At 63.4% G+C, this 24,635-nt stretch carries 23 protein-coding genes; 11 read left to right on the top strand and 12 right to left on the bottom strand.

Annotated elements, in window-relative coordinates; translation table 11 throughout:
• Positions 1 to 195: 195 nt before the first annotated feature.
• Complete coding sequence (gene leuS / locus ACERJA_RS18105) at positions 196 to 2,853, top strand: leucine--tRNA ligase (protein WP_373609625.1); 2,658 nt, start codon at positions 196 to 198, stop codon at positions 2,851 to 2,853.
• Positions 2,854 to 3,023: 170 nt separating this feature from the next.
• Positions 3,024 to 3,839: a YqjF family protein gene (locus ACERJA_RS18100; RefSeq protein WP_373609624.1), complete on the top strand. Its 816-nt coding sequence runs from the start codon at positions 3,024 to 3,026 to the stop codon at positions 3,837 to 3,839.
• 130 nt (positions 3,840 to 3,969) lie between these two features.
• On the opposite strand, the gene ACERJA_RS18095 is transcribed toward ACERJA_RS18100, so the two are convergent.
• The 7 genes from ACERJA_RS18095 to rio1 form a co-directional block, all read right to left on the bottom strand.
• Positions 3,970 to 4,962, bottom strand: coding sequence for an ornithine cyclodeaminase family protein (locus ACERJA_RS18095; protein ID WP_373609623.1), 993 nt, complete (start codon positions 4,960 to 4,962; stop codon positions 3,970 to 3,972).
• Positions 4,963 to 5,305: 343 nt separating this feature from the next.
• Complete coding sequence (gene thsA, locus ACERJA_RS18090; protein ID WP_373609653.1) at positions 5,306 to 6,964, bottom strand: thermosome subunit alpha; 1,659 nt, start codon at positions 6,962 to 6,964, stop codon at positions 5,306 to 5,308.
• A 216-nt stretch (positions 6,965 to 7,180) separates the two neighbouring features.
• Positions 7,181 to 8,431 carry an MFS transporter gene (locus ACERJA_RS18085; RefSeq protein WP_373609622.1) on the bottom strand — a complete coding sequence of 417 codons (1,251 nt, stop codon included), beginning with the start codon at positions 8,429 to 8,431 and terminating at the stop codon, positions 7,181 to 7,183.
• 202 nt (positions 8,432 to 8,633) lie between these two features.
• Positions 8,634 to 8,831 carry a hypothetical protein gene (locus ACERJA_RS18080; RefSeq protein WP_373609621.1) on the bottom strand — a complete coding sequence of 66 codons (198 nt, stop codon included), beginning with the start codon at positions 8,829 to 8,831 and terminating at the stop codon, positions 8,634 to 8,636.
• A 155-nt stretch (positions 8,832 to 8,986) separates the two neighbouring features.
• Positions 8,987 to 9,544 (bottom strand): pre-rRNA-processing protein PNO1, encoded by a 558-nt coding sequence (locus ACERJA_RS18075; protein WP_006065242.1) that lies wholly within the window; start codon positions 9,542 to 9,544, stop codon positions 8,987 to 8,989.
• Positions 9,545 to 9,714: 170 nt separating this feature from the next.
• Positions 9,715 to 10,218: a metallophosphoesterase gene (locus ACERJA_RS18070; protein WP_373609620.1), complete on the bottom strand. Its 504-nt coding sequence runs from the start codon at positions 10,216 to 10,218 to the stop codon at positions 9,715 to 9,717.
• A 63-nt stretch (positions 10,219 to 10,281) separates the two neighbouring features.
• On the bottom strand, positions 10,282 to 11,157 hold the full coding sequence (rio1, locus tag ACERJA_RS18065) for a serine/threonine-protein kinase Rio1 (protein ID WP_006065240.1): 876 nt from the start codon (positions 11,155 to 11,157) through the stop codon (positions 10,282 to 10,284).
• Positions 11,158 to 11,466: 309 nt separating this feature from the next.
• Between rio1 and ACERJA_RS18060 the strand changes: the two genes are divergently transcribed.
• From ACERJA_RS18060 to ligA, 4 genes are all read left to right on the top strand, one after another.
• Complete coding sequence (locus ACERJA_RS18060) at positions 11,467 to 12,873, top strand: selenium-binding protein SBP56-related protein (protein WP_373609619.1); 1,407 nt, start codon at positions 11,467 to 11,469, stop codon at positions 12,871 to 12,873.
• A gap of 6 nt (positions 12,874 to 12,879) precedes the next feature.
• Positions 12,880 to 13,257, top strand: a complete 378-nt coding sequence (locus tag ACERJA_RS18055; protein ID WP_373609618.1) for a 2Fe-2S iron-sulfur cluster-binding protein — start codon at positions 12,880 to 12,882, stop codon at positions 13,255 to 13,257.
• An 85-nt stretch (positions 13,258 to 13,342) separates the two neighbouring features.
• Entirely contained in the window at positions 13,343 to 13,714 is a 372-nt protein-coding gene (locus ACERJA_RS18050) for a 2Fe-2S iron-sulfur cluster-binding protein (protein WP_373609617.1), read from the top strand.
• 72 nt (positions 13,715 to 13,786) lie between these two features.
• Positions 13,787 to 15,871, top strand: coding sequence for an NAD-dependent DNA ligase LigA (ligA, locus tag ACERJA_RS18045; RefSeq protein WP_373609616.1), 2,085 nt, complete (start codon positions 13,787 to 13,789; stop codon positions 15,869 to 15,871).
• Positions 15,872 to 15,904: 33 nt separating this feature from the next.
• On the opposite strand, the gene ACERJA_RS18040 is transcribed toward ligA, so the two are convergent.
• The 5 genes from ACERJA_RS18040 to ACERJA_RS18020 all read right to left on the bottom strand — a co-directional run bounded on the left by ACERJA_RS18040 (position 15,905) and on the right by ACERJA_RS18020 (position 20,570).
• Positions 15,905 to 17,077: an MFS transporter gene (locus ACERJA_RS18040; protein ID WP_373609615.1), complete on the bottom strand. Its 1,173-nt coding sequence runs from the start codon at positions 17,075 to 17,077 to the stop codon at positions 15,905 to 15,907.
• A 118-nt stretch (positions 17,078 to 17,195) separates the two neighbouring features.
• Complete coding sequence (locus tag ACERJA_RS18035; RefSeq protein WP_373609614.1) at positions 17,196 to 18,158, bottom strand: ArsA family ATPase; 963 nt, start codon at positions 18,156 to 18,158, stop codon at positions 17,196 to 17,198.
• A 158-nt stretch (positions 18,159 to 18,316) separates the two neighbouring features.
• Positions 18,317 to 19,291, bottom strand: a complete 975-nt coding sequence (locus tag ACERJA_RS18030) for an ABC transporter permease (RefSeq protein ID WP_373609613.1) — start codon at positions 19,289 to 19,291, stop codon at positions 18,317 to 18,319.
• On the bottom strand, positions 19,288 to 20,220 hold the full coding sequence (locus tag ACERJA_RS18025; protein WP_373609612.1) for an ABC transporter ATP-binding protein: 933 nt from the start codon (positions 20,218 to 20,220) through the stop codon (positions 19,288 to 19,290). The genes ACERJA_RS18030 and ACERJA_RS18025 overlap by 4 nt, the downstream gene beginning before the upstream one ends.
• 80 nt (positions 20,221 to 20,300) lie before the next feature.
• A complete protein-coding gene (locus ACERJA_RS18020) occupies positions 20,301 to 20,570 on the bottom strand; it encodes a hypothetical protein (RefSeq protein ID WP_373609611.1) in 270 nt (89 codons plus the stop codon).
• 29 nt (positions 20,571 to 20,599) lie between these two features.
• On the opposite strand from ACERJA_RS18020, the gene ACERJA_RS18015 reads away from it, so the two are divergent.
• From ACERJA_RS18015 to ACERJA_RS17995, 5 genes are all read left to right on the top strand, one after another.
• Entirely contained in the window at positions 20,600 to 21,292 is a 693-nt protein-coding gene (locus tag ACERJA_RS18015; protein ID WP_373609610.1) for a hypothetical protein, read from the top strand.
• Between the two features lie 26 nt (positions 21,293 to 21,318).
• Positions 21,319 to 23,103 carry an excinuclease ABC subunit C gene (locus tag ACERJA_RS18010; RefSeq protein WP_373609609.1) on the top strand — a complete coding sequence of 595 codons (1,785 nt, stop codon included), beginning with the start codon at positions 21,319 to 21,321 and terminating at the stop codon, positions 23,101 to 23,103.
• 51 nt (positions 23,104 to 23,154) lie between these two features.
• Positions 23,155 to 23,454 carry a translation initiation factor gene (locus tag ACERJA_RS18005; RefSeq protein WP_373609608.1) on the top strand — a complete coding sequence of 100 codons (300 nt, stop codon included), beginning with the start codon at positions 23,155 to 23,157 and terminating at the stop codon, positions 23,452 to 23,454.
• A gap of 77 nt (positions 23,455 to 23,531) precedes the next feature.
• Positions 23,532 to 24,008 (top strand): N-acetyltransferase family protein, encoded by a 477-nt coding sequence (locus ACERJA_RS18000; RefSeq protein ID WP_373609607.1) that lies wholly within the window; start codon positions 23,532 to 23,534, stop codon positions 24,006 to 24,008.
• 138 nt (positions 24,009 to 24,146) lie between these two features.
• Positions 24,147 to 24,629, top strand: coding sequence for an N-acetyltransferase family protein (locus ACERJA_RS17995; protein ID WP_373609606.1), 483 nt, complete (start codon positions 24,147 to 24,149; stop codon positions 24,627 to 24,629).
• Positions 24,630 to 24,635: the final 6 nt, after the last annotated feature.

Raw genomic sequence — 24,635 nt, 5'->3', positions numbered from 1 at the left:
ACGACTATCAAAGGTTTCGGCGGTACAGCGCCTCTCTGTGTATTTTGTCCGGGTTGTAGACGTTCGGACCCATCCTGTCGTAGTTCGCTTCCGTGGCCTTCTCTGTGCTGTTGTGCACACCGTGTCGATCCGTCTGCGGCGGCGATAGTCGCCTCGCAGTCATTATAAGGAGCGAGTTCGGATGTCTACACAGCAATGAGTGAGACGGGATACGACCATGCAGCGGTCGAACGACGCTGGCAGGCGGCGTGGGACGACGAAGACGCCTATCGGACGCCCGACGACGTCGACGATCCGACGTACGTGCTCGGAATGTACCCGTACCCGTCGGGCAAACTCCACATGGGCCACGTCCGAAACTATACGATTACGGACGCCTACGCTCGCTACCGTCGGATGACTGGCGATGAGGTGCTTCACCCGATGGGGTGGGACGCGTTCGGCCTCCCAGCCGAAAACGCCGCCAAAGAACGCGATACGAACCCGCGTGACTGGACGTTTGACTGCATCGATACGATGCGTGACCAGATGGAGTCGATGGGCTTTGGCTACGACTGGGATCGCGAAATCGCGACCTGTACGCCTGAGTACTACAAGTGGAACCAGTGGCTCTTCTCCCGGTTCCACGAGGAGGATCTCGTCGAGCGCCGCGACGCCGAAGTCAACTGGTGTCCCGAGTGTGAGACCGTCCTGGCCGACGAACAGGTCGAAGGCGACGACGAACTCTGCTGGCGCTGTGACACCCCCGTCGAGACGCGCGAACTCGAGCAGTGGTTCCTGAAGATCACCGAGTACGCAGACGAGTTGCTCGAGGACATTGACGATCTGGAAGGATGGCCGAACTCGGTGCGTCAGATGCAGCGCAACTGGATCGGTCGCCAGTATGGGACCGAACTGGAGTTCACGCTCGACGGCTACGGCTCGGTCGAGGCCTTCACGACCCGGGTCGACACGATCTTCGGGGCGACGTTCTTCGCACTCGCGCCAGATCACCCGATCAGCGAGGAACTCGCCGAGGAAGACGACGATGTGTGGCAGTTCATCGAGCACGAGGCAGACCCCGACGGCGACGAACCGAACGGCGTCGAGACAGGACTGACCGCGACGAATCCCGTCACCGGCGAGGAGATTCCCGTCTACGTCGCCGACTTCGTCCTCTCGGATGTCGGGACGGGCGCGTTGATGGCCGTCCCTGGCCACGACGACCGCGACCACGCCTTCGCCGAGAAGATGGGTGTCGATATCGAGCCCGTTATCGCCCCGACACCCGACGACTGGGACGGCGAGACGGTTCCCGACGCACCTGACGTCAGCGAAGCAGCGTTCACCGACGACGGCGTGCTCGTCAACTCCGGCGAGTACAGCGGCCTCGACAGCGAGACCGCCCGCGAGCGCCTGACCGAAGACATCGAGAGCGCCGAGGAGGCCACCCAGTACCAGCTTCGCGACTGGGGGATCTCCCGCCAGCGCTACTGGGGAACCCCGATCCCGGTCGTCCACTGTGACGACTGTGGCGCCGTCACGGTCCCCGATGAGGAGCTGCCGGTCGAGTTGCCCGAGTTTATCAACACGACGAAGAACCCGCTCGAGGCTGCCGAGGAGTGGAAACAGACAACCTGTCCCGAGTGTGGTGGCGAGGCGACCCGCGAGACCGACACGATGGACACGTTCGTCGACTCCTCGTGGTACTTCCTGCGCTATATCTCTCCCGACCGCGAGAACGTCCCGTTCGACCTCGAGCAGGCCAACGACTGGATGCCCGTCGACCAGTACGTCGGCGGCATCGAACACGCCGTGATGCACCTGCTGTACTCGCGTTTCTTCACCAAGGTCCTCGCCGACAACGAAGGACTCGAGCACCGCGAGCCGTTCACGAACCTGCTCGCACAGGGAATGGTCCAACTCGAGGGCGAGAAGATGTCCAAGTCGAAGGGCAACGTCGTCTCACCTCAGCGGATCGTCGAGGAGTACGGCGCGGACACCGCGCGGCTGTTTATGATGCAGGCCGCCCAGCCCGAGCGGGACTTCGACTGGAGTGAAGAAGGCGTTCGCTCGACGTACGCTTTCCTCACCCGACTGCGGGAAATGGTCGAGGAGTACACCGCGAACGAACCTGACGGCGACGATGACGCGGTCGCCAGCTACGTCGCCAGCGAGATCGACGCCACGGTCGCGATCGCCACCGAGGAGTACGACGAGCTGACGTTCAACCGGGCACTGCGGGAAACGCAGGATCTGGTGCGGACGCTGCGCCAGTATGCGGACTCCACCGAGCCCCACGCCGACACCTACGAACGTGGGCTGTCGGCCGTCGTTCGACTGCTCGCCCCCGTCGCCCCACATCTGGCCGAGGAGCTTCACGACGCACTCGGCAACGATGGCTTCGTCGTCGACGCCGAGTGGCCGACCGCCGACGTCGATTACGATTACGTCGCGAAACGCCGTCAGCTGGTCGAGAACACGCGCGAGGACGTTCGTCAGATCATCGACGTCGCCGGCATCGACGACCCGAAGGCGATCGACGTCGTCATCGCTCCCGACTGGAAGTACGACGCGCTCGAGATCGCCATCGAGAGCGACGCTCCCAACCTGATCGGCGAGCTCATGGGCGAGTCACATATCCGTGAACAGGGCGACGCCGCCGCCAGCTACGGGCAGGATCTGCAGGCCGAACGCGAAGCGCTGTCGATGACGCTCGACCCTGACGACGAACACGACGCCCTCGAGTCAGCCGCGTGGCTGATCGAACGCGAGTTCGACGCACCAGTGTCGGTCGTTCGTGCCGACGCCGTCGATGACAGTGTCCTCAAAAACGCCGAACCCGGCCGTCCGGCGATCGAGATCGACGACTAAGATATTCTGCGGTCACGAGTACCAGCGGTCCGGTCCGCTGGTCGACTGCTGAGTTTTCGACTGTTCGGGTGCGTGCTGACGAAACTACCATCGGTTCTGACAGGCGACTGTCTGATTTATACTGCTGTCCATCGTGTCGTCTGATACGGCCACGTGGCTGGCGCTCACGGATGACTGATCAGCACACCCGACAGACACGGAGACGGACACGAACGCGCACGCGCACGGACCCGTTTCGCTGGACGTTTGGCGACGGCTCGTCGCCGATGGCACCCCACGTCGCGTCGATGACGTGGCGCGACGGCCTGTTCATCAACTGGCCGGTCGACCCCGACGCGCTTCGATCGCACGTTCCTGAGCAGTTGACACTCGAGACGCGAAACGGCGACGCCTGGGTGAGCGTACTCCCGTTCGTGCTCACGAACGTCGGCATCCGTGGAACGCCACCGGCCCTCCGAACGGCGGTCGCCGAACTCAACGTCCGGACGTACGTCCGCTATCGCGGCGATCCCGGCCTGTTCTTTTTCAGTATCGACGTCGGAAGCCCGCTGATCGCCGCCGCAGTCGGTCGTACAACCCGGTTGCCGGTCTATCACGCCCACATGCGGGTCAGCACCGACGGCGAGACTGTCTCGTTCTCGAGTACGCGAGGACAGACCGGGGCTGGCGCTCGACCACGCTTTCATGTCGATCGACCGCCTGCGCGGTTTTCGGCGACGTACCGTCCCAACGGTGACGTATTCAGGCCAGAACCGGGGACGCTCGCTCACTGGCTCACCGAACGACGGCGCTTTTATGCCGCCGAACGCCGGGGTGTTCTGTCCGGCGAAATCGCCCACGAGCGCTGGCCGTTGCAGCCCGCCGAGGTCACGATCCACGACAATTCTATGCTCGAGGCACACGAACTCCCGGAGCCAACGGCTGACCCGGTCGCATACTACTGCAGTGAACTCTCGATGACGGGGTCGATTCCCCGACGGCTGTGAGCGTCGTCGTCGCTCCTGTTCGAACTGAGACGGCGATTGGACGCGAGACCGACCAGCCGTGCGTGTCCGACGCGGACGACTGACCCACCCTCGTGTTCGTTTTTCGACCGGTGGGTCCGCAACGACGCGTCTACCGGTCGGTATCGATCAGGCCGAAGTCATAGCCGTCGCCATCGGCGCGGGCGTTCTCGTAGACGACGTGGGCCGCGGCGACGTCTTGAATCGCGAGTCCAGTCGAATCGAAGACCGTGACACCGGTGTCGGCTGTCCGGCTGTCTTTCGTGCCAACGACGAGTTCGCCGATCTCGCCGTGGATGTCGTCGTCGGTCAACACGCCCTCGTGGTAGGGGACGTTGATCTCGCCGGAGTGAGTACACTGCTCGTGGTCGTCGATGACGATCCGTGCTGCTTGCAGCAACTCGTCGGCGAGTTCGTGTTTCCCCTCTGCGTCGGCACCGATGGCGTTGACGTGGGTGTGGTCGCCAACGTCCTCGAGGCCGACGATCGGGTCTTCGACCGGCGTCACCGTCGAAAGCACGTCGCAGTGGCCAGCCTCCGAAATCGAGCCGGCGCGGACGTCGAATTCGTCGCCGAACGCCTCGATGAATCGCTCGATGCGGTCCTCGTCGAGGTCAGCGACGACGACCTCTTCGATCGGTCGGATCTCACTGATCGCCTCGAGTTGGGTGTACGACTGGACGCCTGCGCCGACGATGCCGAGCGTCGTGGCGTCCGCAACGGCCAGATAGTCGGTGGCGACGGCTGCCGCTGCGCCGGTGCGTTTCATCGTGAGCATCGTTCCGTCCATGATGGCCAGCGGGAACGCGGTCTCCGGGTCGGAGTAAATCATCGTTCCCAGCACGGTCGGCAGGTCGTACTCGGCGGGGTTGTCCGGGTGGACGTTGACCCACTTCAGCCCGGCCGCGTCCCACTCGTCGGTCGCTAAATACGCTGGCATCGACCGGAAATCGCCGTTGTATTGGGGCAGATCGATATAGGATTTCGCGGGCATCTGTGTGTCACCGCGTTCGAACGCCCCGAAGGCCTGTTCGACCGCGTCGATGACGTCTGCAAGCGCGGCGTGTTCGTCAACATCACTGCTGTCCAAGAGAAGCGTCTGCATGGTGGCGAATATTGCGAGCGACTACTTAGATGGATCGAATATCATCACTTTCGACAGCGATGCCTCCACGTGTGTAGAACGATGGCACTCGAAGCGTGTCGAATCACGAACAAAATGATCGGTCGCCGCGGTCGGTGACTCGAGTGCAGGAGCGGACTCACGTCGGCAGCGACATCGAACCGTAACGTGGGTCGACTCGATTGACGCTCGAGCGATAGTACGGGGCTCCCACCGTGAGGGCCGGGTGGCCGACCCACAGGGGAGCAGAGAGGCGCCTTGGGTTCGGCGAGCGGGGAACGGAACGAAGTGCCCGCTCGACTCGTTGAGATCCTTCGGACCTCGCTTACATCATGCCGCCCATGCCGCCGCCCATACCGCCCATGCCGCCGCCCATGCCACCGCCTGGTGGCATCTCTTCGTCATCGTCGTCGTCAGCAACTGCGAGGTCGCCGGCGGCGATGACGTCGTCGATACGGAGCAGCATGACTGCGGCTTCCGTGGCGGATTCGATAGCCTGGGTCTTCACGCGAAGCGGCTCGTAGACGCCTTCCTCGGCCATGTCGATCGTGTCGCCGGTGTAGGCGTCGAGACCGGACGTGGTCTCGCCACCGTCGTGGTCGGCGCGCAGTTCGACCAGCGAGTCGATGGGGTCGAGTCCAGCGTTCTCTGCGAGGGTGCGTGGGATGACCTCGAGGGCGTCTGCAAAGGCCTCGACGGCGAGCTGCTCGCGGCCACCGACGGAGTCGGCGTAGTCACGCAGTGCAAGCGAGAGCTCGACTTCGGGTGCGCCGCCGCCGGCGACGACCTTGCCGTCCTCGAGCGTCGTGCGGACGACGCCAAGGGAGTCTTCGATCGCACGGTCGACCTCGTCGATGACGTGCTCGGTGCCACCGCGGAGGATGAGGGTGACAGCCTTTGCGTCCTCGACGTCCTCGACGAAGATGCGCTGGTCGCCAGCGATCTCCTTCTGGGCGACACTGCCGGCGAAGCCGAGGTCGTCCTCGGTCAGATCGTCGACGCTCGAGACGGGCGTCGCGCCGGTTGCGCGGGCGAGCTGTCCCTGGTCGCTGGATTTGACGCGGCGGACGGCGATGATGCCTTCCTGTGCGAGGTAGTGCTGGGCCATGTCGTCGATGCCGCCGTCGACGAAGACGACGTCAGCGCCGACGTCGGCGACCTGTTCGGCCATCTCGCGCAGCTGGGCCTCTTCCTGTTCGAGGAACTGCTCGAGCTGGTCTGGGTCGGTGACGTTGACCTCGGCGTCGATCTCGGTCTCTTTGATCTCGAGGGCGCCGTCGACGATCGCGACGTTCGCGTCCTCGGCGAAGTACGGCATGCTGTCGGAGACGCGCTCTTTGTCGACGATGACGCCTTCGACGAGCTCAGAGTTCTCGATCGAGCCGCCGACGACCTTCTCGACTTTGATGTTGTCCGTGTCGACACCTTCGTCGTCAGCGACCGACTGGACGGCATCGACGACCAGCTGGGCGAGCAGGTCGCGGGCGCTCTCTGCGCCTTTGCCAGTCATCGCGGTGGCGGCGATCTGCTGGAGGACCTCGTCATCGTCGGCTTCGACGTCGATGGCGATATCCTCGAGGGCCTCGGTGGCCTCTTCGGCGGCCTGTCGATACCCCTGTGCGAGCGTGGTCGCGTGGATGTCCTGCTCTAAGAGGTCCTCGGCCTGGCTGAGCAGTTCGCCCGAAATAACGACGGCGCTGGTGGTACCGTCGCCGACTTCGTCCTCCTGGGTCTCGGCGACTTCGACGATCATGTCGGCTGCGGGGTGATCGATCTCCATCTCCGAGAGCAGGGTGACACCGTCGTTCGTGACGATGACGTTGCCCGTCGAATCGACGAGCATCTTGTCCATCCCCTTTGGACCGAGCGTGGTCCGTACGGACTCGGCGACGGCCTTGCCGGCCTGTACGTTCATCGATTGTGCGTCTTTGCCGGATGTCCGCTGGCTGTCCTCCGAGAGAACGATAAGGGGCTGGTTGCCCATCTGCTGTTGTGCCATAGTCAAGCGAAGGATTGTTTGTGATTCTATATAAGCCTTTCGAGAATTGTCGGGTCAAATCACTGTACGAGGCCCCACTCCGGTCGTTCCACCCGAGCGCTTCGCCTGGTATTTATATTATTCTCCGTTCCTCCCGCGACGCAAATCGGCGGCGAGCAACTCGCTCGAGGCGACGTTCCGCCACTACCGGAGATGGCCGCCTTACGCCCCCTCGAGTCGCTTGGCGGCGATGATCGCCGCGGCACCGACGATGGCGGCCAGCCCGGCGCTGGCGAACGCGGGGGTGTACGTTCCGAGCACGTCGTATCCGACACCAGCGAGAAACGGCGCAGTGAGCCCGGAGAGGGCAAAGGCCCCCGAAACAAGTCCGAACACCGCGTTCAAGTTCTCCCGACCGAACAGATCACTGGTCAGCGGTGCGAGCAGCGCGCCGTTCCCGCCGTAGGCGAGACCGAACACGAGCGCGAACGCGATGAGCGCGGTCGTCGTCTCGATCGCCGGCAAGGTGAGCGTCGATACGCCCATCAGTATCGAACAGCCGGCGAAGACGCGAACGCGACCGACGTAATCCGACACGTAGCCGATCCCCACTCGGCCGACTGCGTTTGCACCACCGATAACTGCGAGTGCGGTTGCGCCGGCGGCTCGAGAGAGTCCGATATCGGAGGCGTAGACGACGAGGTGGACGAAGACGATGTACATCGTCGTGTAGACCAGTATCCAGCCGACGAAGACCAGCCCGAACGATGGCGACCGCGCCACGGCGTAGATGTCGACGAACTGCTCTCTCAGAGATGGCTGCTCACTGCCGTCCTCTCGACCGCCGTTCGTCCTCGCCTCGAGCGCTCGAGGCTCGGCGAACTCCCCGGCTGGAATCGGCTCCGTCGTGGGTTCGTCTCTGATCAGCAGCGTCGCGACGAGCAACAGGGCGGCGACGACGCCGGCTAACACGAGAAACGACGAACGCCAGCCGACACGCTCGATGAGCGCGGTCGCCGCCGGCGCGACGACGAGCATCCCCGCACCGAGACCGGCAGAGGCGACGCCGCCGGCAAACCCTGCACGTCGGTCGAACCAGCGCGGCACTGTCGCGTACGCCACGACGTAGACGATGCTCATCCCGATCCCCGTGACGACACCATAGGCGAGGACGACCGTGAGCCACGTCGTCGCCACACTGGTCCAGAGCAAGCCGAGACAGAGCACGACCGTCCCGATGGCGAGCATTCGCCGCGTGCCGAGTCGATCGACGAAGACGCCGACGAGAACCGCGCCAACGTAGAGCAGCAGTGTCTGCACGCCGAAGGCGATCGTCGTCACGCCACGAGAGCGCTCGAAATCAGTCGCCATCTGCTCGAGAAAGACGCCGAAGGAGTAGGAGAGGCCGAAAACGACGAACGACCCGAGAAAACAGGCGATGACGACGATCCAGCCGTAGTAGGGACGATTCATTGCGAGAGATCGATCGATATCGTTGGTCGAGCGATGTGAATATCGTGGAACCGGCGAACTCGTCCGAATCAGTGCCGGTGGTCAGGTGTGTCGAGTTAGTACGGCACGACGTAGAGCATGACCGCGAGGAACGGGATGAGCAACACCAGCATAGCGATGGCGTAGCCGAACATCTCGCGGGCTTTGATCTCGATACCGGCCATCAGGAACGCGAAGTTGACGACGTTGAGGTTGAGCGCGTCGACTCCTCGGCATCGGCTTTCAGGTCACCGCCGTCGGTGCTGGTCTCGAGCAGTTCGGACTCGGGGATGTACTCCGTGATCCCCCGCGATCGTTCGGGAGCGGGGCGCAGCAGGTAGAGCACGATCGAAGCGAACGCGATCGAGAGGACGGTGAGCATGAAAGGAGTTGTCCAGTGTCCGGCCGACTCCTGTCACCACTCGATGCATTTCCGACGACCAATCGAGAACGAGTCTACGTTCAGACACGCCGTCAACTGCCCGAGAAAAGAGCGTACTGCGTCGAGTGAGGTGTGCGAGTTCGGTCGGTGTTCGATCAGGACTGGCCGCCGGGGAACCGGTGGTACTCCATCCCTTTGTGTTTCATCTCGTTGTGTTTGTCCTCGAGGAACGAGTAGACAGTGCCGTGTGGGGCGCCATCGAGGATCATCTCGGCTGCGGTGCGGACGATATCGACCTGCTGTGGCGTGCCGATCGTACCGAGTGTCGAGCCGTAGATGACGACGTCAGCACCCGTCAGTTCTTCCATGAGTTCGCGCGTGCGACCGCCCTCGCCGATGAGTCGGCCTTTCTTGCGTTTCATGTCGTTTTTGTTTCGTGCAGCGGCATCGATGTCGACGAGGTCGAACATCATCATCTCGTCCTCGAGCAGTCGCAGTGCCGCTTCGGGCGCGAAGCCACGACCGATCGCACGAACGATATCAGGGGCCTTGAGGCCGCGCACGGGGTCGCCAACGCTGTCGATGGCGACGGAGCCGTTCTCGGAATCGATGTCGAGTCGAACCTCAGCTTCCGCCTCGATTTCGCGCATCGTCTCGCCTCCTTCGCCGATAAGAACGCCAATACGGTCCTGCGGAATCTTCACGTGTTGCATATATCCACGATACTGGCTGGGCGAGGTTAAGACCTTGGTCCGAACCGAAACCCCTGCGAGTGACGGACACACACCGCCACGGCGACGTACGGTCTGCTGTCCCGATCACCAGCGCCGGTCGGTGATCGGCAGGACGTGACGCCAGCAGTCCGTCTCGCTTGCGGGACCGGCTACGATTCGACCGAGCGGAATCGCACCGCCTCCGAACGCGTCTCCACGATCGCGACCGTTTGGTCGGCCGCAGAACCCGGAAGGACGTGCGCACCGGGGTTGAGAACCGTCGTCCGGCCGTCTTCCGACAGCTCTCGCTCGTGGTGGTGGCCGTAACAGACGAAATCGAACGTCTCGCCAGCTGTGATCGCCTCGACCTCCGCTTTGGACTCGCCGTGGAGGACGGCAAACGAGAGCCCGTCGAACTCGAGGCTTGCGAATCGGCCGTGCAGTTCGCTTTCGCCCCCCAGCGCGTTGAACGCCGACTGGAGCGTTGCAGCGTCACCGTCGTTGTTTCCGAGCACCCCGTGGAGTTCGAACGCGTCGAAGTACTGGATCATCAACGGCGCGATGAAGTCGCCACAGTGAACGACGACCTCGACGCCCTCTTCGTCAAAAATCTCGACTGCGCGTTCGATTGCCGCGACGTTGTCGTGGGTATCTGAAATGATCCCGATCTGCATACCATGGCTCGCGGTGGCAAGCCACTAAGCCGTTCGGGCGTGGTGGCTTCGGACGGGCAGCCCTCAGCTACGAGACGGATCCGGCTCCGGGTCCGTAACGAACTCGAGGAGGTCATCTTCGCTGACCTCGAGTCCTTGTCGTGAGAAGAAACTCGCCACGTTTCGGCAGTCGCGCTCTAAGAACTCGCGGCTGTTGGGGTGGTGGACCGTCACGGCCTGGCCGAGGTCGATGATCACGAGTTGGCCCTCGCGTGCATCGAAGACGACGTTGTACTCACTGAGGTCGCCGTGGATCAGCCCGGCCGAGTAGAGCCGGCGCATATACTCACGCATGACCTCGTAGGCCGTCTGGGGGTTCTCGATGTGGACTTCGCCGAGGCGTTTCGCCCGGCCGTCCTCGGTGCCGATGTACTCCATGACCAGCACGTTGCGTTCGGTGGCGATCGGTTCCGGCACACGGACACCAGCCGCTTTCGCCCGCTCTAAGTTCGCCAACTCTTTTTTCGTCCAGGCGAGCACGACGTCTTTTTTCTTCCCGCCTAATCCTTCGAAACGGGGGTCGCCCTCGAGATAATCGCGCATCTGCCGGAAGTTCGAGGCGTTGATCCGGTAGATCTTGACGGCGACCTCGCGGTCATCTCCCTGCGCGAGATAGACGTTGGCCTCTTTGCCCGTCGAGAGCGGGCCGCCGAAGGCCTCGACGTAGCCGTCCTGGACGAGCTTGTACAGCGCCGCCAGTGTCGCATCGTCGAACACCGATTGTTCGACTTTGAACTGGTCTGCGTCTTTGATCCGCTCCTCGAACTGCTCGAACTTCCGATCGCGCTTGCGGGCGATCCGGTCGGCCTCGGTCTCTGAAACGTCGATCTCCTCCCATTCGTCGCCCGGCGTCTCGACGTCCTCGAGGTCGACCAACCCGAACTCTGTTCCCTGTCCCATCTACCCCGTCGTACGGACTCGGGCGAGTAAAGTACTGGGTATTGTTTAGCCGTGATCGACTGTCGAACTGTCAGCACTGTCGTGGCCGCTGTGCGACAGCGCAGACCCATCGCACGACGGCTTTGGCTTGCATTTCGTTTCATACGGTCTGCTGTACCGATCACCAGAGACGGGAGCGGTTATCGGCGGTCAGTGACTACAGCAGTCCGTATCAGGTGTGAGATGAGGCCGGACTGTCGCTCGAACTGACTGGCCCGAACGAGTACGCCTCCTGTTAGACTTATCTGCAAGTTCGTGGTAGGACAACTCATGAGTGATGCTAACACAAGTGGTTCGGGAACGGGAACGGACCACGATCACGACCACGAACACCACGGTGGCCCCGGCTATGTGTCGCCCCAGGCCGCGATCGAAGAGGGCGGCCGAGAGGAACTCGCCTATGTGATGAGTCTCTACACCGGCACCGACATCGACGAACCCGATTTCGTCGCCGTCGTCGACCTCGATCCCGACTCGGAGACGTACTGCGAGATCATCGACCGCGTCGAGATGCCAAACCGCGGCGACGAACTCCATCATTTCGGGTGGAATGCCTGTTCCTCATCGTGTCACGTCGAGGGTCTCGAGCGAAGACATCTGATCGTTCCCGGACAGCGCTCGTCGCGAATCCACGTGATCGACACGAAAGACCGGCGAAATCCCGAACTGGTCGAGGTGATCGAACCCGAGGACGTCTTCGAGTACGACCTCTCGGCACCGCATACGGTCCACTGCGTGCCGGACGGTCAAATCCTGATCAGCATGCTCGGGGACGTCGACGGCGAGTTGCCGGGTGGCTTTCTCGAACTCAACGACGAGTTCGAGATCGAGGGCCGATGGGAGCCACCGGGCGAGATCGAAATGAACTACGACTACTGGTACCAGCCGCGCCAGAACGTGATGGTCTCGACCGAGTGGGCCGCCCCGAAGACGTACTACCCTGGGTTCGACCTCGAGGACGTCGAGGCGGGCAACTACGGGCAGCAAATCCACTTCTGGGACTGGGAGCACGGCACCGTCGAGCAGACGATCGACCTCGGCGAGGAAGGGCAGATTCCGCTCGAGGTGCGGTTTCTCCACACCCCCGAATCGACCCATGGGTTCGTGGGAACTGCACTCTCCTCGAATATGTTCCACTTCTGGTATGATTCGGATGCAGGCGAGTACCGCGCAGAGAAGGTGATCGACTTCGAGGCCCGCGAGCACCCCGACTGGGATATGCCGGTCCCGGGCCTGACGACTGACATCCTGATCTCGATGGACGACCGGTATCTGTTCGGTTCCAACTGGCTCCACGGCGAGCTCTGGATGTACGACATCTCGGATCCCGCGAACCCACGCCGGGCCGACTCGCTTTCAGTCGGCGGCCACTTCGGCGAGATCCAGGAAGTCCAGGGCCGCGAACTGAGTGCCGGCCCGCAGATGCTCCAACTCTCGCTCGACGGCGAGCGCCTCTACTGGACCACCTCGCTGTTTTCCACGTGGGATGAGCAGTTCTATCCCGAGGAAGGCGAGCGCGGTTCGGTGATGCTGAAAGCCGACGTCGACCCGCGAAACGGCACGCTCGAGTTGGACGAAGACTTCCTCGTCGACTGGGGCGAGTGCCCGGCAGGGCCGGCCCGCGCCCACGAGATCAGGTGGCCCGACGGCGACTGTACGAGCGACGTCTGGCAGTAGCTCCGAATGGTAAGCTACGATGTCACCCTTGAGTGGATCGCCGGCCCGACGCGGACGATCGACATCGATGAGCGCGAGACGGTGCTTGAGGCGGCCCGACAAGCGGACGCGCCGTTGCCGTACGGCTGTCGAACCGGCGCGTGTGGAACCTGTGTTGGGCGACTGCTCGCGGTCGACGGGACGGCGAGTGTCGACGCGGACACAGCCGAGGATGAGTTCGACGTCACGGACGCGTTCGCGTACCGACGCGAGCCGCGGGCGTTGAAACCTCGACACCGCGACAACGGGTACGTGCTTTTGTGTATCGCGACGCCCGAGACGGCCTGTCGGATCGCCGTCGGCTCGCAGGTGCAGTCCGAACTGACCGACAACCCCTGGAAGTGAGCGGCGCGCACAGCCTTTTCTCGCTGTCCGTCCTAGAACCAGATGTGACGCTCCTGTACGAACAACTGCGAACGAGGGCCGGATGATGACGGCCCATGACGTGACACTCGAGTGGCCAGACGGCCGACACGATACCGTGACGGTCGAGCCTCGGGAGACGGTGCTCGAGGCGGCCCTGCGGGAGGGGGTTCGGTTGCCCTATGACTGCCGAAAGGGGACCTGTACGGCCTGTGTGGGCCGACTCAGCTCGATCGAGGATGACGATTCCGACGTCGAAGCGTCATCCCCGACCAACGCCGCCGCGGCGTTCGACTACCGACGCCAGCCCGAGGCTTTGACGGAGCGCGAGCGAGCGGACGGCTACGTCCTGCTGTGTATCGCCATGGCGAGAGCCGACTGTCGCGTTGCCGTCGGGCCGATGGTTCGGGCCGAACTCGGTGACAGCCCGTGGGGATGAGGGGAAAGCTGTCACACGGCTCGGACGACTGCAATACTGTTAACGGGCCGGCAACGTAATCCTCGAGCACGAATGCCCGCTGGCGACGCGACTGTGGACGAAGACAACCCGTATCTCCGGACTCCGCCGACCGAGTTCGAGCCGCTCGAGGAGCTCTCCGAGGAAGAAGCTCGCGAACAGGTCGAACACCTCCGCGCGGCCATCCGCGAACACGACCGCCGATACTACGTCGAGAACGACCCCATCATCGCCGATCGAACCTACGACGCGCTCTTTACGCGGCTGCAGGACCTCGAGGACGCCTTCGACCTCTCCCACCCCGACAGCCCTACCAGAAGCATCGGTGGCGAACCACTCGAGTCGTTTGAAACGGTCGAACACGTCGCGCCGATGCTCTCGATCGACGCGAGCGGCGAGGCCGACGACGTCCGGGAGTTTGCCGATCGCGTTCACCGCGAGGTCGGTCCCGTCGACTACGTCTGCGAGCCCAAATTCGACGGTGTCTCGATGGCGTTCATCTACGAAGACGGCTCGCTCGAGCGCGCCGTCACCCGCGGCGACGGCCGCGAGGGCGACGACGTAACAGCCAACGCTCGGACGATCGGTTCGGTGCCCCAGCGACTTCACGGCGACTACCCCGATTTCCTCGCGGTTCGCGGTGAGGTCTACATGCCGAAAGACGCCTTTCAGGCCCACAATCGCGAACGGATCGAACGTGGCGAGGAGCCCTTTGCGAACCCGCGCAACGCCACGGCGGGGACGATCCGCCAGCTCGATCCCGCTGTCGTCGCCGACCGCCCGCTCGAGGTCTTCTTTTTCGATGTGCTCGAGGCAAGCGAGTTAGCAGACAGCCATCGCGAGGAACTCGAGCGCTTTCCCGAGTTCGGCCTGCGAGTCAACGACCGCGTCGAAGTGGTCGACTCGATCGAGGGTGCGATCGACTACCGTGACCGCATGCTCGAGATCCGTGACGACCTGAACTACGAGATCGACGGCACCGTGATCAAGGTCGACGACCGCGAGGCTCGCGAAGAGCTGGGTCGGACCGCTCGCCACGACCGCTACGCGTACGCCTACAAGTTCCCCGCCCGCGCGGAGGTGACACCGATCGCCGACGTGGCGGTCCAGATCGGCCGGACGGGTCGAGTGACGCCCGTGGCCTTGCTCGAGCCGGTCGATGTCGGCGGCGTCACCGTCTCGCGGGCCAGCCTCCACAATCCCGAAGAGATCGCCGAAAAGAACGTCAACGTCGGCGACACCGTCCGTGTCCAGCGGGCCGGCGACGTCATCCCCTACGTCGAGGAGGTCATCGAGAAAGGCAGCGAGGGCCACTACGAACTCCCCGAGCACTGTCCCGTCTGTGACAGCGCCATCGAACGCGACGGGCCGATGGCGTTCTGTACCGGCGGACTGGCGTGTGACGCCCAGCTTCGGCGCTCGATCGAGTACTACGCGAGCGACGACGGCCTCGATCTCGAGGGGCTCGGCGAGAAAAGCGTCCGCCAACTCGTGGATGCGGGCCTGCTCGAGTCCGTCGCGGATCTCTACGCCCTCGAGCGCGACGAGCTCACGGAACTCGAGGGCTGGGGTGAGACCAGCGCCGAGAACCTCTTCTCGGAGATTGAGGCCAGCCGCGAGCCCCCACTCGCCGACTTCCTTTCCGCGCTGGGGATCCCTCACGTCGGCCCGACGACGGCTCGCGAACTTGCCCGCGAGTTCGCCACATTCGAGTCGGTCCGCGAGGCCGCCAAAACCGACCCCGAACGACTCGAGGGCGTCGACGACGTCGGCGAGACCGTCGCCCAGCAGATCCACGACTTCTTCGCGAGCGAGGCCAACGCCGCGGCCGTCGACGACCTGCTCGAGCATGTCTCCCCACAGGAATCCGACCTCGAGCACGGCGGCGACGCCCTCGAGGGACTCACCGTCGTTTTTACGGGCTCGCTCGAGGGCATCACTCGGGGCGAGGCCCAGGACATCGTCGAAGCCCACGGAGCGAATGCAACGGGTAGCGTCTCGGGAAACACCGATTATCTCGTCGTCGGCGAGAACCCTGGCCAGACGAAACGCGACGACGCCGAGGCGAACGACGTGCCGATTATCGACGAAGACGAGTTTCGCGAGTTGCTCGAAGAGCAGGGCATCGACCTTGAGTAAGTTCGGCTGAGTCAGCCGGCCCGGTCCTCGAGGTCAGTACCCAAGTTTGAACGCCGAGTTGATGGCAAGGGCGAGCACGATGGCGGCCAGCGACGCCGCGAGAAAGCCGAAGGCAACAGTCCAGCCGAACAAATCCGCGAGCAGTCCGACGACCACGGAGCCAAGCGAGGCGACGATCATGTAGACGGTGCGAACGAGGCCGAAGCCGGCGTTTTGCTCCTCAGCCGAGAGCTCGCGTAAGAACCTGGGCATGAGTGCCGAGCCGAAGCTCATGGCGATTCCAACGAGTGTGACGCCAATGATAATCGACGGGAGCCCGGCTGCCGTGACGAGGAGTCCGAATCCGACGACGCCGGCGAGCATACAGCCGGCGAGCGCGCGGTCCCGGCCGATTCGATCGGAGACGGCCCCGACGCCGATCTGGGCAACGCCCTGGACGACGAAGTACACCGAGAAGAACACGCCCGCAAGCGTTGTCGAGAGGTCGCGGTGTTCGATGAGAAACGTCGGCAGGAACGAGGCGGTTCCCTGCCAGGCGAACTCGCCGACGATGGCGATGACAAGCGTGAACGCGATCGGTGGCCGGCTGAGCAGCTCGCTGATCGGCCCGAGCTGGAAGCGATCTCGAAGCGGCGTCTCCGGACGGCGGGGCTCGGTCGGCCGGACCTTCCAGGCGAACAGCACTGCCGACGGAATCCCGACTAACGCGATGACGGCGACTGCGAGTCGCCACCCGAATCGAACCGCGATCCACGCGACGACGACGGGCGTGAGGAGACCGGCGACTGTCGCCCCGGAGTTGTGGACACCGACCGCGGTGCCGACGTTGTCGTAGGTTCGGGCGAGCAACGTCGTCGCGACGCTGTAATGAAGGCCTGCGACCGCACCGAGCAGGATCGTCGAGACGAAAAACAACCCGAACACGGGCGCGACCGACACGGCCAATGCGGCCAGTGCCGATCCGCCGACGGCGACAAGGATGACCAGCCGCTCGCCGTACCGATCCGCGAGAACGCCACTGGGATACTGGGCAAGACCGTATGCAAGCCACATTCCAGACAGTGAGAGCCCGACGACTGCGTTCGAGACGGAAAACGTCTCGACGATCTCGGGAAGCACGGGGCTGATCGCCAGCCGTCCCACCATCGTGACGAAGAACGCAAGCGTACACAGCGCGAGGACGGTGTCTCGGTATCGCCAGCGCATTGACGGCAGTCTCACCACTTCCGGTGGAAGTGGGGGTGGATACTTAGCCTACGCGATTTGCGGAAAGAAAGCGTGAGACGAACACACGTGACCGACGCTGCGAGCGATCGCCGACCCCCTACGCCGGGAGTTCGGCGGCGATCGCCCCCACTGCCTCGAGTCCCTGCACTTCGCCCTCACGTTCGGGGAGTGTGACGACCTCGAGGTCGGGAAACGTGTTGTGGATCTCCGTGAGCCGTTTCTCGTGGCGCTCGTATCGGGACTGGCAGCGCGAACAGTCGTCGTCGGGGTCCTCGAGCACCTGGTTGACGACGAGTTGGTCGACGCGAACGCCGTTTTGACGAAGCGTCTCGACGAGGCGTTCGGATTCGGCGATGGCCATCTTCTCGGGGATGAGCACGACGCGAAACTCGGTGCGCTCGGGATCGACGAGCAGCTCCCGAGCGCGCTCGAGGCGAGCCTGAAACGCCTCGAGGCTTTCCTCTTCGTCGTCGCTGCGGCCGGTCATCATCGACATCGGCCCAAACACTGCCGACTTGGCCGCGGTGCCGATCCGCTGGGCCTGCCCGCGAAGTGACTGGAGCGTCTCGAGTGCCGGCCCGATCGCCTCCGGCATGTCGAACAGCCGGAGCGTGTGCCCCGTCGGGGCGGTGTCGAAGACGACGATGTCCCACACCTCACTATCGACGTACTCGACGAGTAGATCCAACGCCGCGAGTTCGTCGCTGCCGGCCGGCGCACCCGAGGCGAAGATTCGCTCGACTTCCTCGTCTCCGAGTCTGATGCCGGCGCTGCGGAGATCTTTGGCTAACGCTTGGGCCAGCTTTTCGTACCGTTCTTGCTGTGTCTCGGGATCGACTTCGACGGCCCACAGCCCGCCCGACTCGCTCTCGCCGCCGCCCTCGAGTCGTTGTGGCTCGCTTCCGAGGTCGACCTCGAGCGAATCCGAGAGCGAGTGAGCCGGGTCAGTCGAAACGACGAGCGTCTTCTGGCCAGTGTCGGCGAGTCGAACGCCGGTGGCCGCCGCACAGGTCGTTTTCCCGACGCCGCCTTTGCCGCCGTAAAAGATGCAGTCGGTCATTGCCTCGAGTACAACCGGCTTCAACCTAAACGACCGGCCCGTTCTCACGGAGTGTCGTCGGTATTGATGGACACTGTCGTGGGTGATGACGAGAAACACGGACTGGCGATGAAACGAAACGGACACTGGAATCGCAGTGACAGCGCGACGGATCTCGATCAGAGGTCGACGCGGTCGAAGCGGTAGAGCGCGATGGCCATCGGGACGACGATCCAGAGCAGCAAGATGACGAAGGAGAACCAGTTCTCGAGGTAGAACGGCACGCCGTTAGCGAACCAGACGTCCGGGTAGGACGTTCCGAGTTCGTTTCCACCGGTCGAACTGAGGACCGTGATCGCGTTCTGGAAGGCGTTGCCTGGATCGATCATATCGATGAACAACGCCCAGTCGGGGAGTCGCTCCATCGTCATCTGCTGTGCCGTTCCATCTGGTCCGGCGACCTCCTGTGTGTAGCTCACACCGTCGATCGTGCCGCGGTTCATCAGGATCTGGAAGACGGTCTGAAGCGCGTTCCAGACGATATAAAACAGGATGAAGACGCCGAACATTGCTGCGCCGGCGATCGTCGTCGACCGCGTGATCGACGACAGTGCGACGGCGATGCTCGTGTAGGCAAGGCCGTAGATGATCGCCATTACGAGCAGGCTCACGTAGTCGACGATATCGAAACTCCCGAGCAGCGCCGCGACGATAATAGCGGCAAGCGCGAAGCCGACGACTAGCGAAACCGAGAGCACGGCCGACCGGCCGAGCAGCTTTCCGAGCAGGACGTCCTTGCGGGAGTGAGGCAGCGAGAGCAGGATCTTGATGCTGCCCGTCTCACGCTCGCCGGCGATCGCTTTCCAGCCCAAAATTAGCGCAATCAGCGGAATTACGAGCCGTGTGATCTGGCTGACAAAGAGGACGAGTGCTTCCGTCGTCGCACCCTCCGCTGCGATATCCTCACCGAAGTACGAGATCGTCCCCGTGACCGCGACCAGCAACACGAAAAAGAAGAGACTCAGTCCCCAGAACATCCACGAACGGACCGCATCCTGGAAGTCCTTTCTTGCGACCGCACGGACACTCTCGAGATTGATCGAACTCGAGGGCGAGGTCGTTCCCGAGCTCCCGGTCGCCGTGTCAGTGCTCATCGGGCTTCCACCCCCGTCCCGGTATCCGTCGTGTATGACTGGAAGACGTCCTCGAGGGTGGCCTCACGCGTCGAGAAATCCTGGACCTCGATGCCTCGGTCCTCGAGCGTCGAGAGGACGGTCGTTTTCGAGCCGTCGACCTGCACGACGAGCGTTGGCGGGGTCTGTCCCTCGACAGTGGCGCCGCCGACGTCGGGAAGCGAGCGCACTGCCTGGAGCGCGTCGTCGTCGATCCGGTCGACCGTGACTCGGAGGCTCGTCCCGCCGTCGACGGAGTCGCGCAGTCCGGCGACGGTGTCGATGGCGACCATCTCGCCGTCGCGCAGAATGCCGACCCGATCACAGACCGCTTCGACCTGTTCCATGATGTGACTCGAGAAAAACACCGTTGCGCCGCGGGCGCTTTCCTCGCGGACGATCTCGCGCATCTCGCGAGCGCCGTTGGGGTCGAGGCCGGTGGAGGGCTCGTCCAGAATCAGCAGTTCGGGCTCGCCGACGAGCGCCATCGCGAGCATGAGCCGCTGGGACATCCCTTTCGAGTAGCCGCCGGCTTTTTTGTCGATTGCATCGAGAAGCCCGACTCGCTCGAGCAGTTCCTCGGGGTCGTCGTCGGCCCCTTTCGAGTCGATGGCGAACTCGAGATGTTGGCGGGCCGTCAGCCGGTCGTACGTTTCGACGCCTTCGGGGAGGACACCGGTTCGCGAGCGGATCTCGCGGCTGTGGGCCTGGGTATCAAGCCCAAGCACCGTGACTTGTCCAGCAGTGGGCCGGATGAAATCGAGGATCACGTTGATCGTCGTTGACTTGCCGGCGCCGTTGGGACCAAGGAAGCCGAACACTTCGCCCTCCTCGACCTCGAAAGAGAGGTCTGAGAGCGCGAGCGTCTGACCATAGGATTTGGTCAGCGTATCGACGCTGATAGCTGGCATAGCTGTGTGGTCATGGCGTTCACCGATAAGAGTTGTTACTTCGCCATGATAATATACCAACAGGATTGGATGAACAAATCCTATATTGGGTCGTCCGGATCGTATCGTTCGGCGGTCCGTTCGACCTCGGTCGCGTAGCGCTCTCGGATGTCTTCGTCGGTTACTGGCTCGAGGTCGTCCTCGGGAATTTCCGTGGCTGCCGTGACCTTTGGACCGGTGCGCAGCGCCGTCGACGAGCGCTGTCGTTGCTGGTAGCGCGAGCCGTCGGGCGTCGCATAGACGATCGTCACGAAGTCCCGGTCGCCGAACTCGCGTTCGACGAGCCAGCACTGCACCGTCGAGTCACTCATGGCTGGCCCTTGTGGATTGACGACCGAGAATGTACCGTCTCGCGTTCGCAGGTAGTGATGGCCGCCGCGAGTTACTTGCCGGTTGGTCACAACGACCGAGTACGATGGGGGGTTCTTGGACCGAGAACGTCGACGAACTGTTGTTTGATGGCGAACGGGAACAGCAACGCGTCGCCCTCGAGGCCGCGACAGTCGTCGTCACGAACCACCGAGTTCTCGTGTTTCGACACGGTGGCGACGGATCGAAGTACCGCCACGCCGACCGGCCAAACGTCACACGCGTCTCCGTCGACGTCGAGAGCGCGCCGGGACAGTTGCTCTGGATGACGATCGTTCTGTTGTTCGGAACCGGTCTCCTGCTGGTGGCGACGACGACCAACCTAGCCGCCGCCGTCGGTGGCGTTGCTCTCGATGGTGGCGGTCTCTCGGGAATCGCTGCGAGCGCTCTCGCGGTCGTCGAAACGCTGCTGACCGTGTTCGATCTCTCCCTCCTCGCGGGCGGTATCGCCCTGGTGCTCGTCGCCGCTGTGATCTTCATCCGCTATGTCAGGTCTCGCTCACGCCAGCTCGTGCTCCGGATCAGCGGTGACGACGACATCCATGTCCCGGTTACCGACGCCGATCTCGAGGCCGGACGGCCGGAAACACTCGAGGACGTGATCGGGCCCGAACCGGCGTCCGACGCCGCCGACACCGCGGCCGCTGTCGAGGAGTCAGGCTGAAAGTCCTCGCGGCCCTAGGGCCGCCGATGAACGCCGACAGGGTTCGCGAGCGAGCCGGGTCGTTGCCACGTGAGCCGGGAGTCTACCAGTTCCGGGCCGAGGAGACGACCCTCTATGTCGGAAAAGCCGTCGACCTTCGGAGTCGGGTTCGGTCCTATGCTGACCCACGCAGCGCGCGGATCCGTCGCATGGTCGAGCGTGCCGATGGGATCGAGATTGCCGTCACCGACACCGAGACCCAAGCGCTGTTGCTCGAGGCGAACCTGATCAAGCGCCACCAGCCCCGGTACAACGTCCGGCTCAAAGACGACAAGTCGTATCCGATGGTCCAGCTGACGGCCCACGAGGCCCCGCGGATCGAGATCACTCGCGATCCGGATAGTGAGGCACAACGCGACGCCGACGGAGCCGCGACTGTCTTCGGCCCGTATACGAACAAAGGCCAGGTCGAGACTGTGGTGAAGGCACTGCGGGAAACCTACGGCATCCGCGGCTGTTCGGACCACAAGTACGCGGGCCGTGATCGGCCCTGTCTGGACTACGAGATGGGCCTCTGTACCGCCCCGTGTACCCGAGAGATCGACCTCGAGAGCTACGCCGAAGACGTAACTGCCGTCAAGCGCTTCCTCGAGGGCGAGACCGGAATCCTCGCGGACCCACTGCGTCGGGAGATGGAGGCTGCCGCCCAGAACCAGCAGTTCGAGCGCGCGGCGAACTGTCGGGACCGACTCGAGACCGTCGAGGCGTTCCACGGCGCGGGTGGCGAAGCGGTCCAGTCGGTCGGCGACGAGCGCAGCGTCGACGTCCTCGGCGTTGCCATCGAGGGCGAGGACGCGACCGTCGCGCGACTGCGTGCCGAACGCGGGAAACTGGTCGACCGGGACCGACACACACTCGAGGCACCGAGCGCCGACACGGCTCGAGCGAGAGATGATGCTGATGGCGGCGTTTCAGCCGTTCTCGCCGCCTTCATTGTCCAGTACTACGCCGAACGCGACCTCCCCGACGCACTCCTGTTGCCCGAACGCCACGGGGACGATGAGGTCGAAGCATGGCTCGAGGCCGAAGGCGTCTCGGTTCGGGTGCCCGGCGCGGGACGGGAGGCCAAACTCGTCGAGTTAGCGCTCAAAAACGCCCGGCGGAACGTCGGCGGCCGCGACGAGTGTGGGCTGCTCGCCGACGCCCTCGAACTCGAGTCGGCCCGTCGGATCGAGGGATTCGACGTGAGCCACGCCCAGGGCACCGCGGCGGTCGGTAGCGACGTCACCTTCGTCGAGGGCAGCGCCGAGAAAAGCGACTACCGGCGGAAGAAGTTGACCGATCAGAACGACGACTACGACAATATGCGCGCATTGCTCGAGTGGCGTGCCCGCCGTGCCGTCGAGGGGCGAGACGATCGCCCTGACCCCGACCTGCTGGTGATCGACGGCGGCGAGGGCCAACTCAAGGCCGCCCGCGAGGCGCTGGCCGAGGTGGGCTGGGACGTGCCCGCGATCGCGCTGGCGAAAGCCGAAGAGCGAGTTATCACGCCTAACCGCCAGTTTTCATGGCCGAGTGATGCACCGCACCTGCATCTGCTCCAGCGGGTGCGTGACGAGGCCCATCGCTTTGCAGTCCAGTATCACCAGACGATCCGCGACGAGGTGACGACGGTTTTAGACGACGTCCCTGGCGTTGGCCCCGAAACGAGAAAGCGGCTGTTGGGCCGATTCGGGAGCGTCGAAAACGTCCGGGAGGCGAGTCTCGAGGATTTACAGAGCGTCACGGGTGTCGGTGAGCGGACAGCCGAGACGATCAAGTCGCGACTGTAGCCGTCACACCGCAGGGACAGTACTATTCTCGTTGGCGTCGTACGTTGTTTCATGTCAAATGAAGACGACGAACTCGAGGATCTGCTCGACGAACTCGACAGTCAGGGCGACCTTGAGACAGCCGAACAGCGCCTGTCGATCCGGATGGAGCGGCGTCGGTACGACAAGCCGGTGACGATCGTCGAGGGGTTCGACCTCTCTCAATCGGAGCTCAAATCGACGGCCTCGGCACTGAAGCAGGCGCTCGGAACGGGCGGCACGGTCGACGACAACCGGATCGAACTGCAGGGCGACCACCGCGATCGCGTCCCTGACTTGCTTCGCGACCGCGGCTTCGATGTCCAGACGTAATCTTCGCGCGAGCCGCGCCGTTGGCAGTCGATGCCACAGCCGAAGTCACTTTATGTCCGCTATTCCAAATCATTAATATGAACATTCGACCGGCGGACGCCGAGGATTTCGAGGCGATCAAAGCCGTCGCGCGCAAAACGTGGCACGATACGTACGACGAACTCGAGGCCGACATGATCGACCGCACGGTTGACGACTGGTACACCAGCGACTCGATGCCACTCGAGGCACCCGGCACGGTCGTCCTCGTCGTCGAACATGACGATGAGATCGTCGGCTTTACCCACGCCGTCGCACAGGGCGAGACGGCCGACATCCTCCGGATGTACGTCGATCCGGACTGTCAGGGCGAGGGGGTCGGCAGCGATCTCCACGAACGGCTGATCGAGCAACTCGAGGCCTACGATGTCGATCGCATTCGGTCGTTCGACTTCGCGTTCAACGACACCAGCCGCAACTTCTACGAAGGACTGGGCTTCGAACAGACCGACACCGGCGAGGTCGAAATCGACGGCGAGAACTACGATGAGGCGGTCTACACGCTCGAGCTGTAGACACTGAGCCGGGTCGCGACGTTCGGGACGGTGACGGCACAACACATTGACATCCTCCACACGACTGACGTCGTGGGCTTTCTCCTCGGTGGTCTGTAAGGTGATACCACTTTGTCACTCGGTGGTGCAGCAAATAGTATGGAACTCCGACCAGCCACGCTCGACGACCGCGAGGCGATCCGAACCGTCGCCCGCGAGACCTGGCATGACACCTACGACGAACTCGAGGCCGAGACGATCGATGCGACCGTCGACGAGTGGTACGGTGATGAGGCTCTCGAGACGGCACTGTCGGAACCCGGTACCGCGTTCTTAGTCGCGGAGAAAGACGGTGACGTCGTTGGCTTCACCCACGGCGTCGTCACCGGGGAGGAAGGCGACGTGCTTCGCATGTCGGTCCACCCCGACCATCAGGGCGAGGGGATCGGCACGGCGCTGCATGAGCGACTTCGTGAGGACCTGCAGGATTTCAATATGGCACGAATGCGTGCGATCGACCTCGCGTCGAACGACGGTGGCCAGCGATTCTACGAAGAGCAAGGGTTCGAACAGACTGGCGAAGGCACCGTCGAAATCGGCGACGAGGAGCGCCGAGAGGCAGTCTACACACTCGAGTTGTGAGAACCG

It is taken from the genome of Natronorubrum sp. A-ect3 (assembly GCF_041821125.1).
Lineage (GTDB): Archaea > Halobacteriota > Halobacteria > Halobacteriales > Natrialbaceae > Natronorubrum > Natronorubrum bangense.
This window is presented reverse-complemented; position numbering and strand designations above follow the sequence as displayed.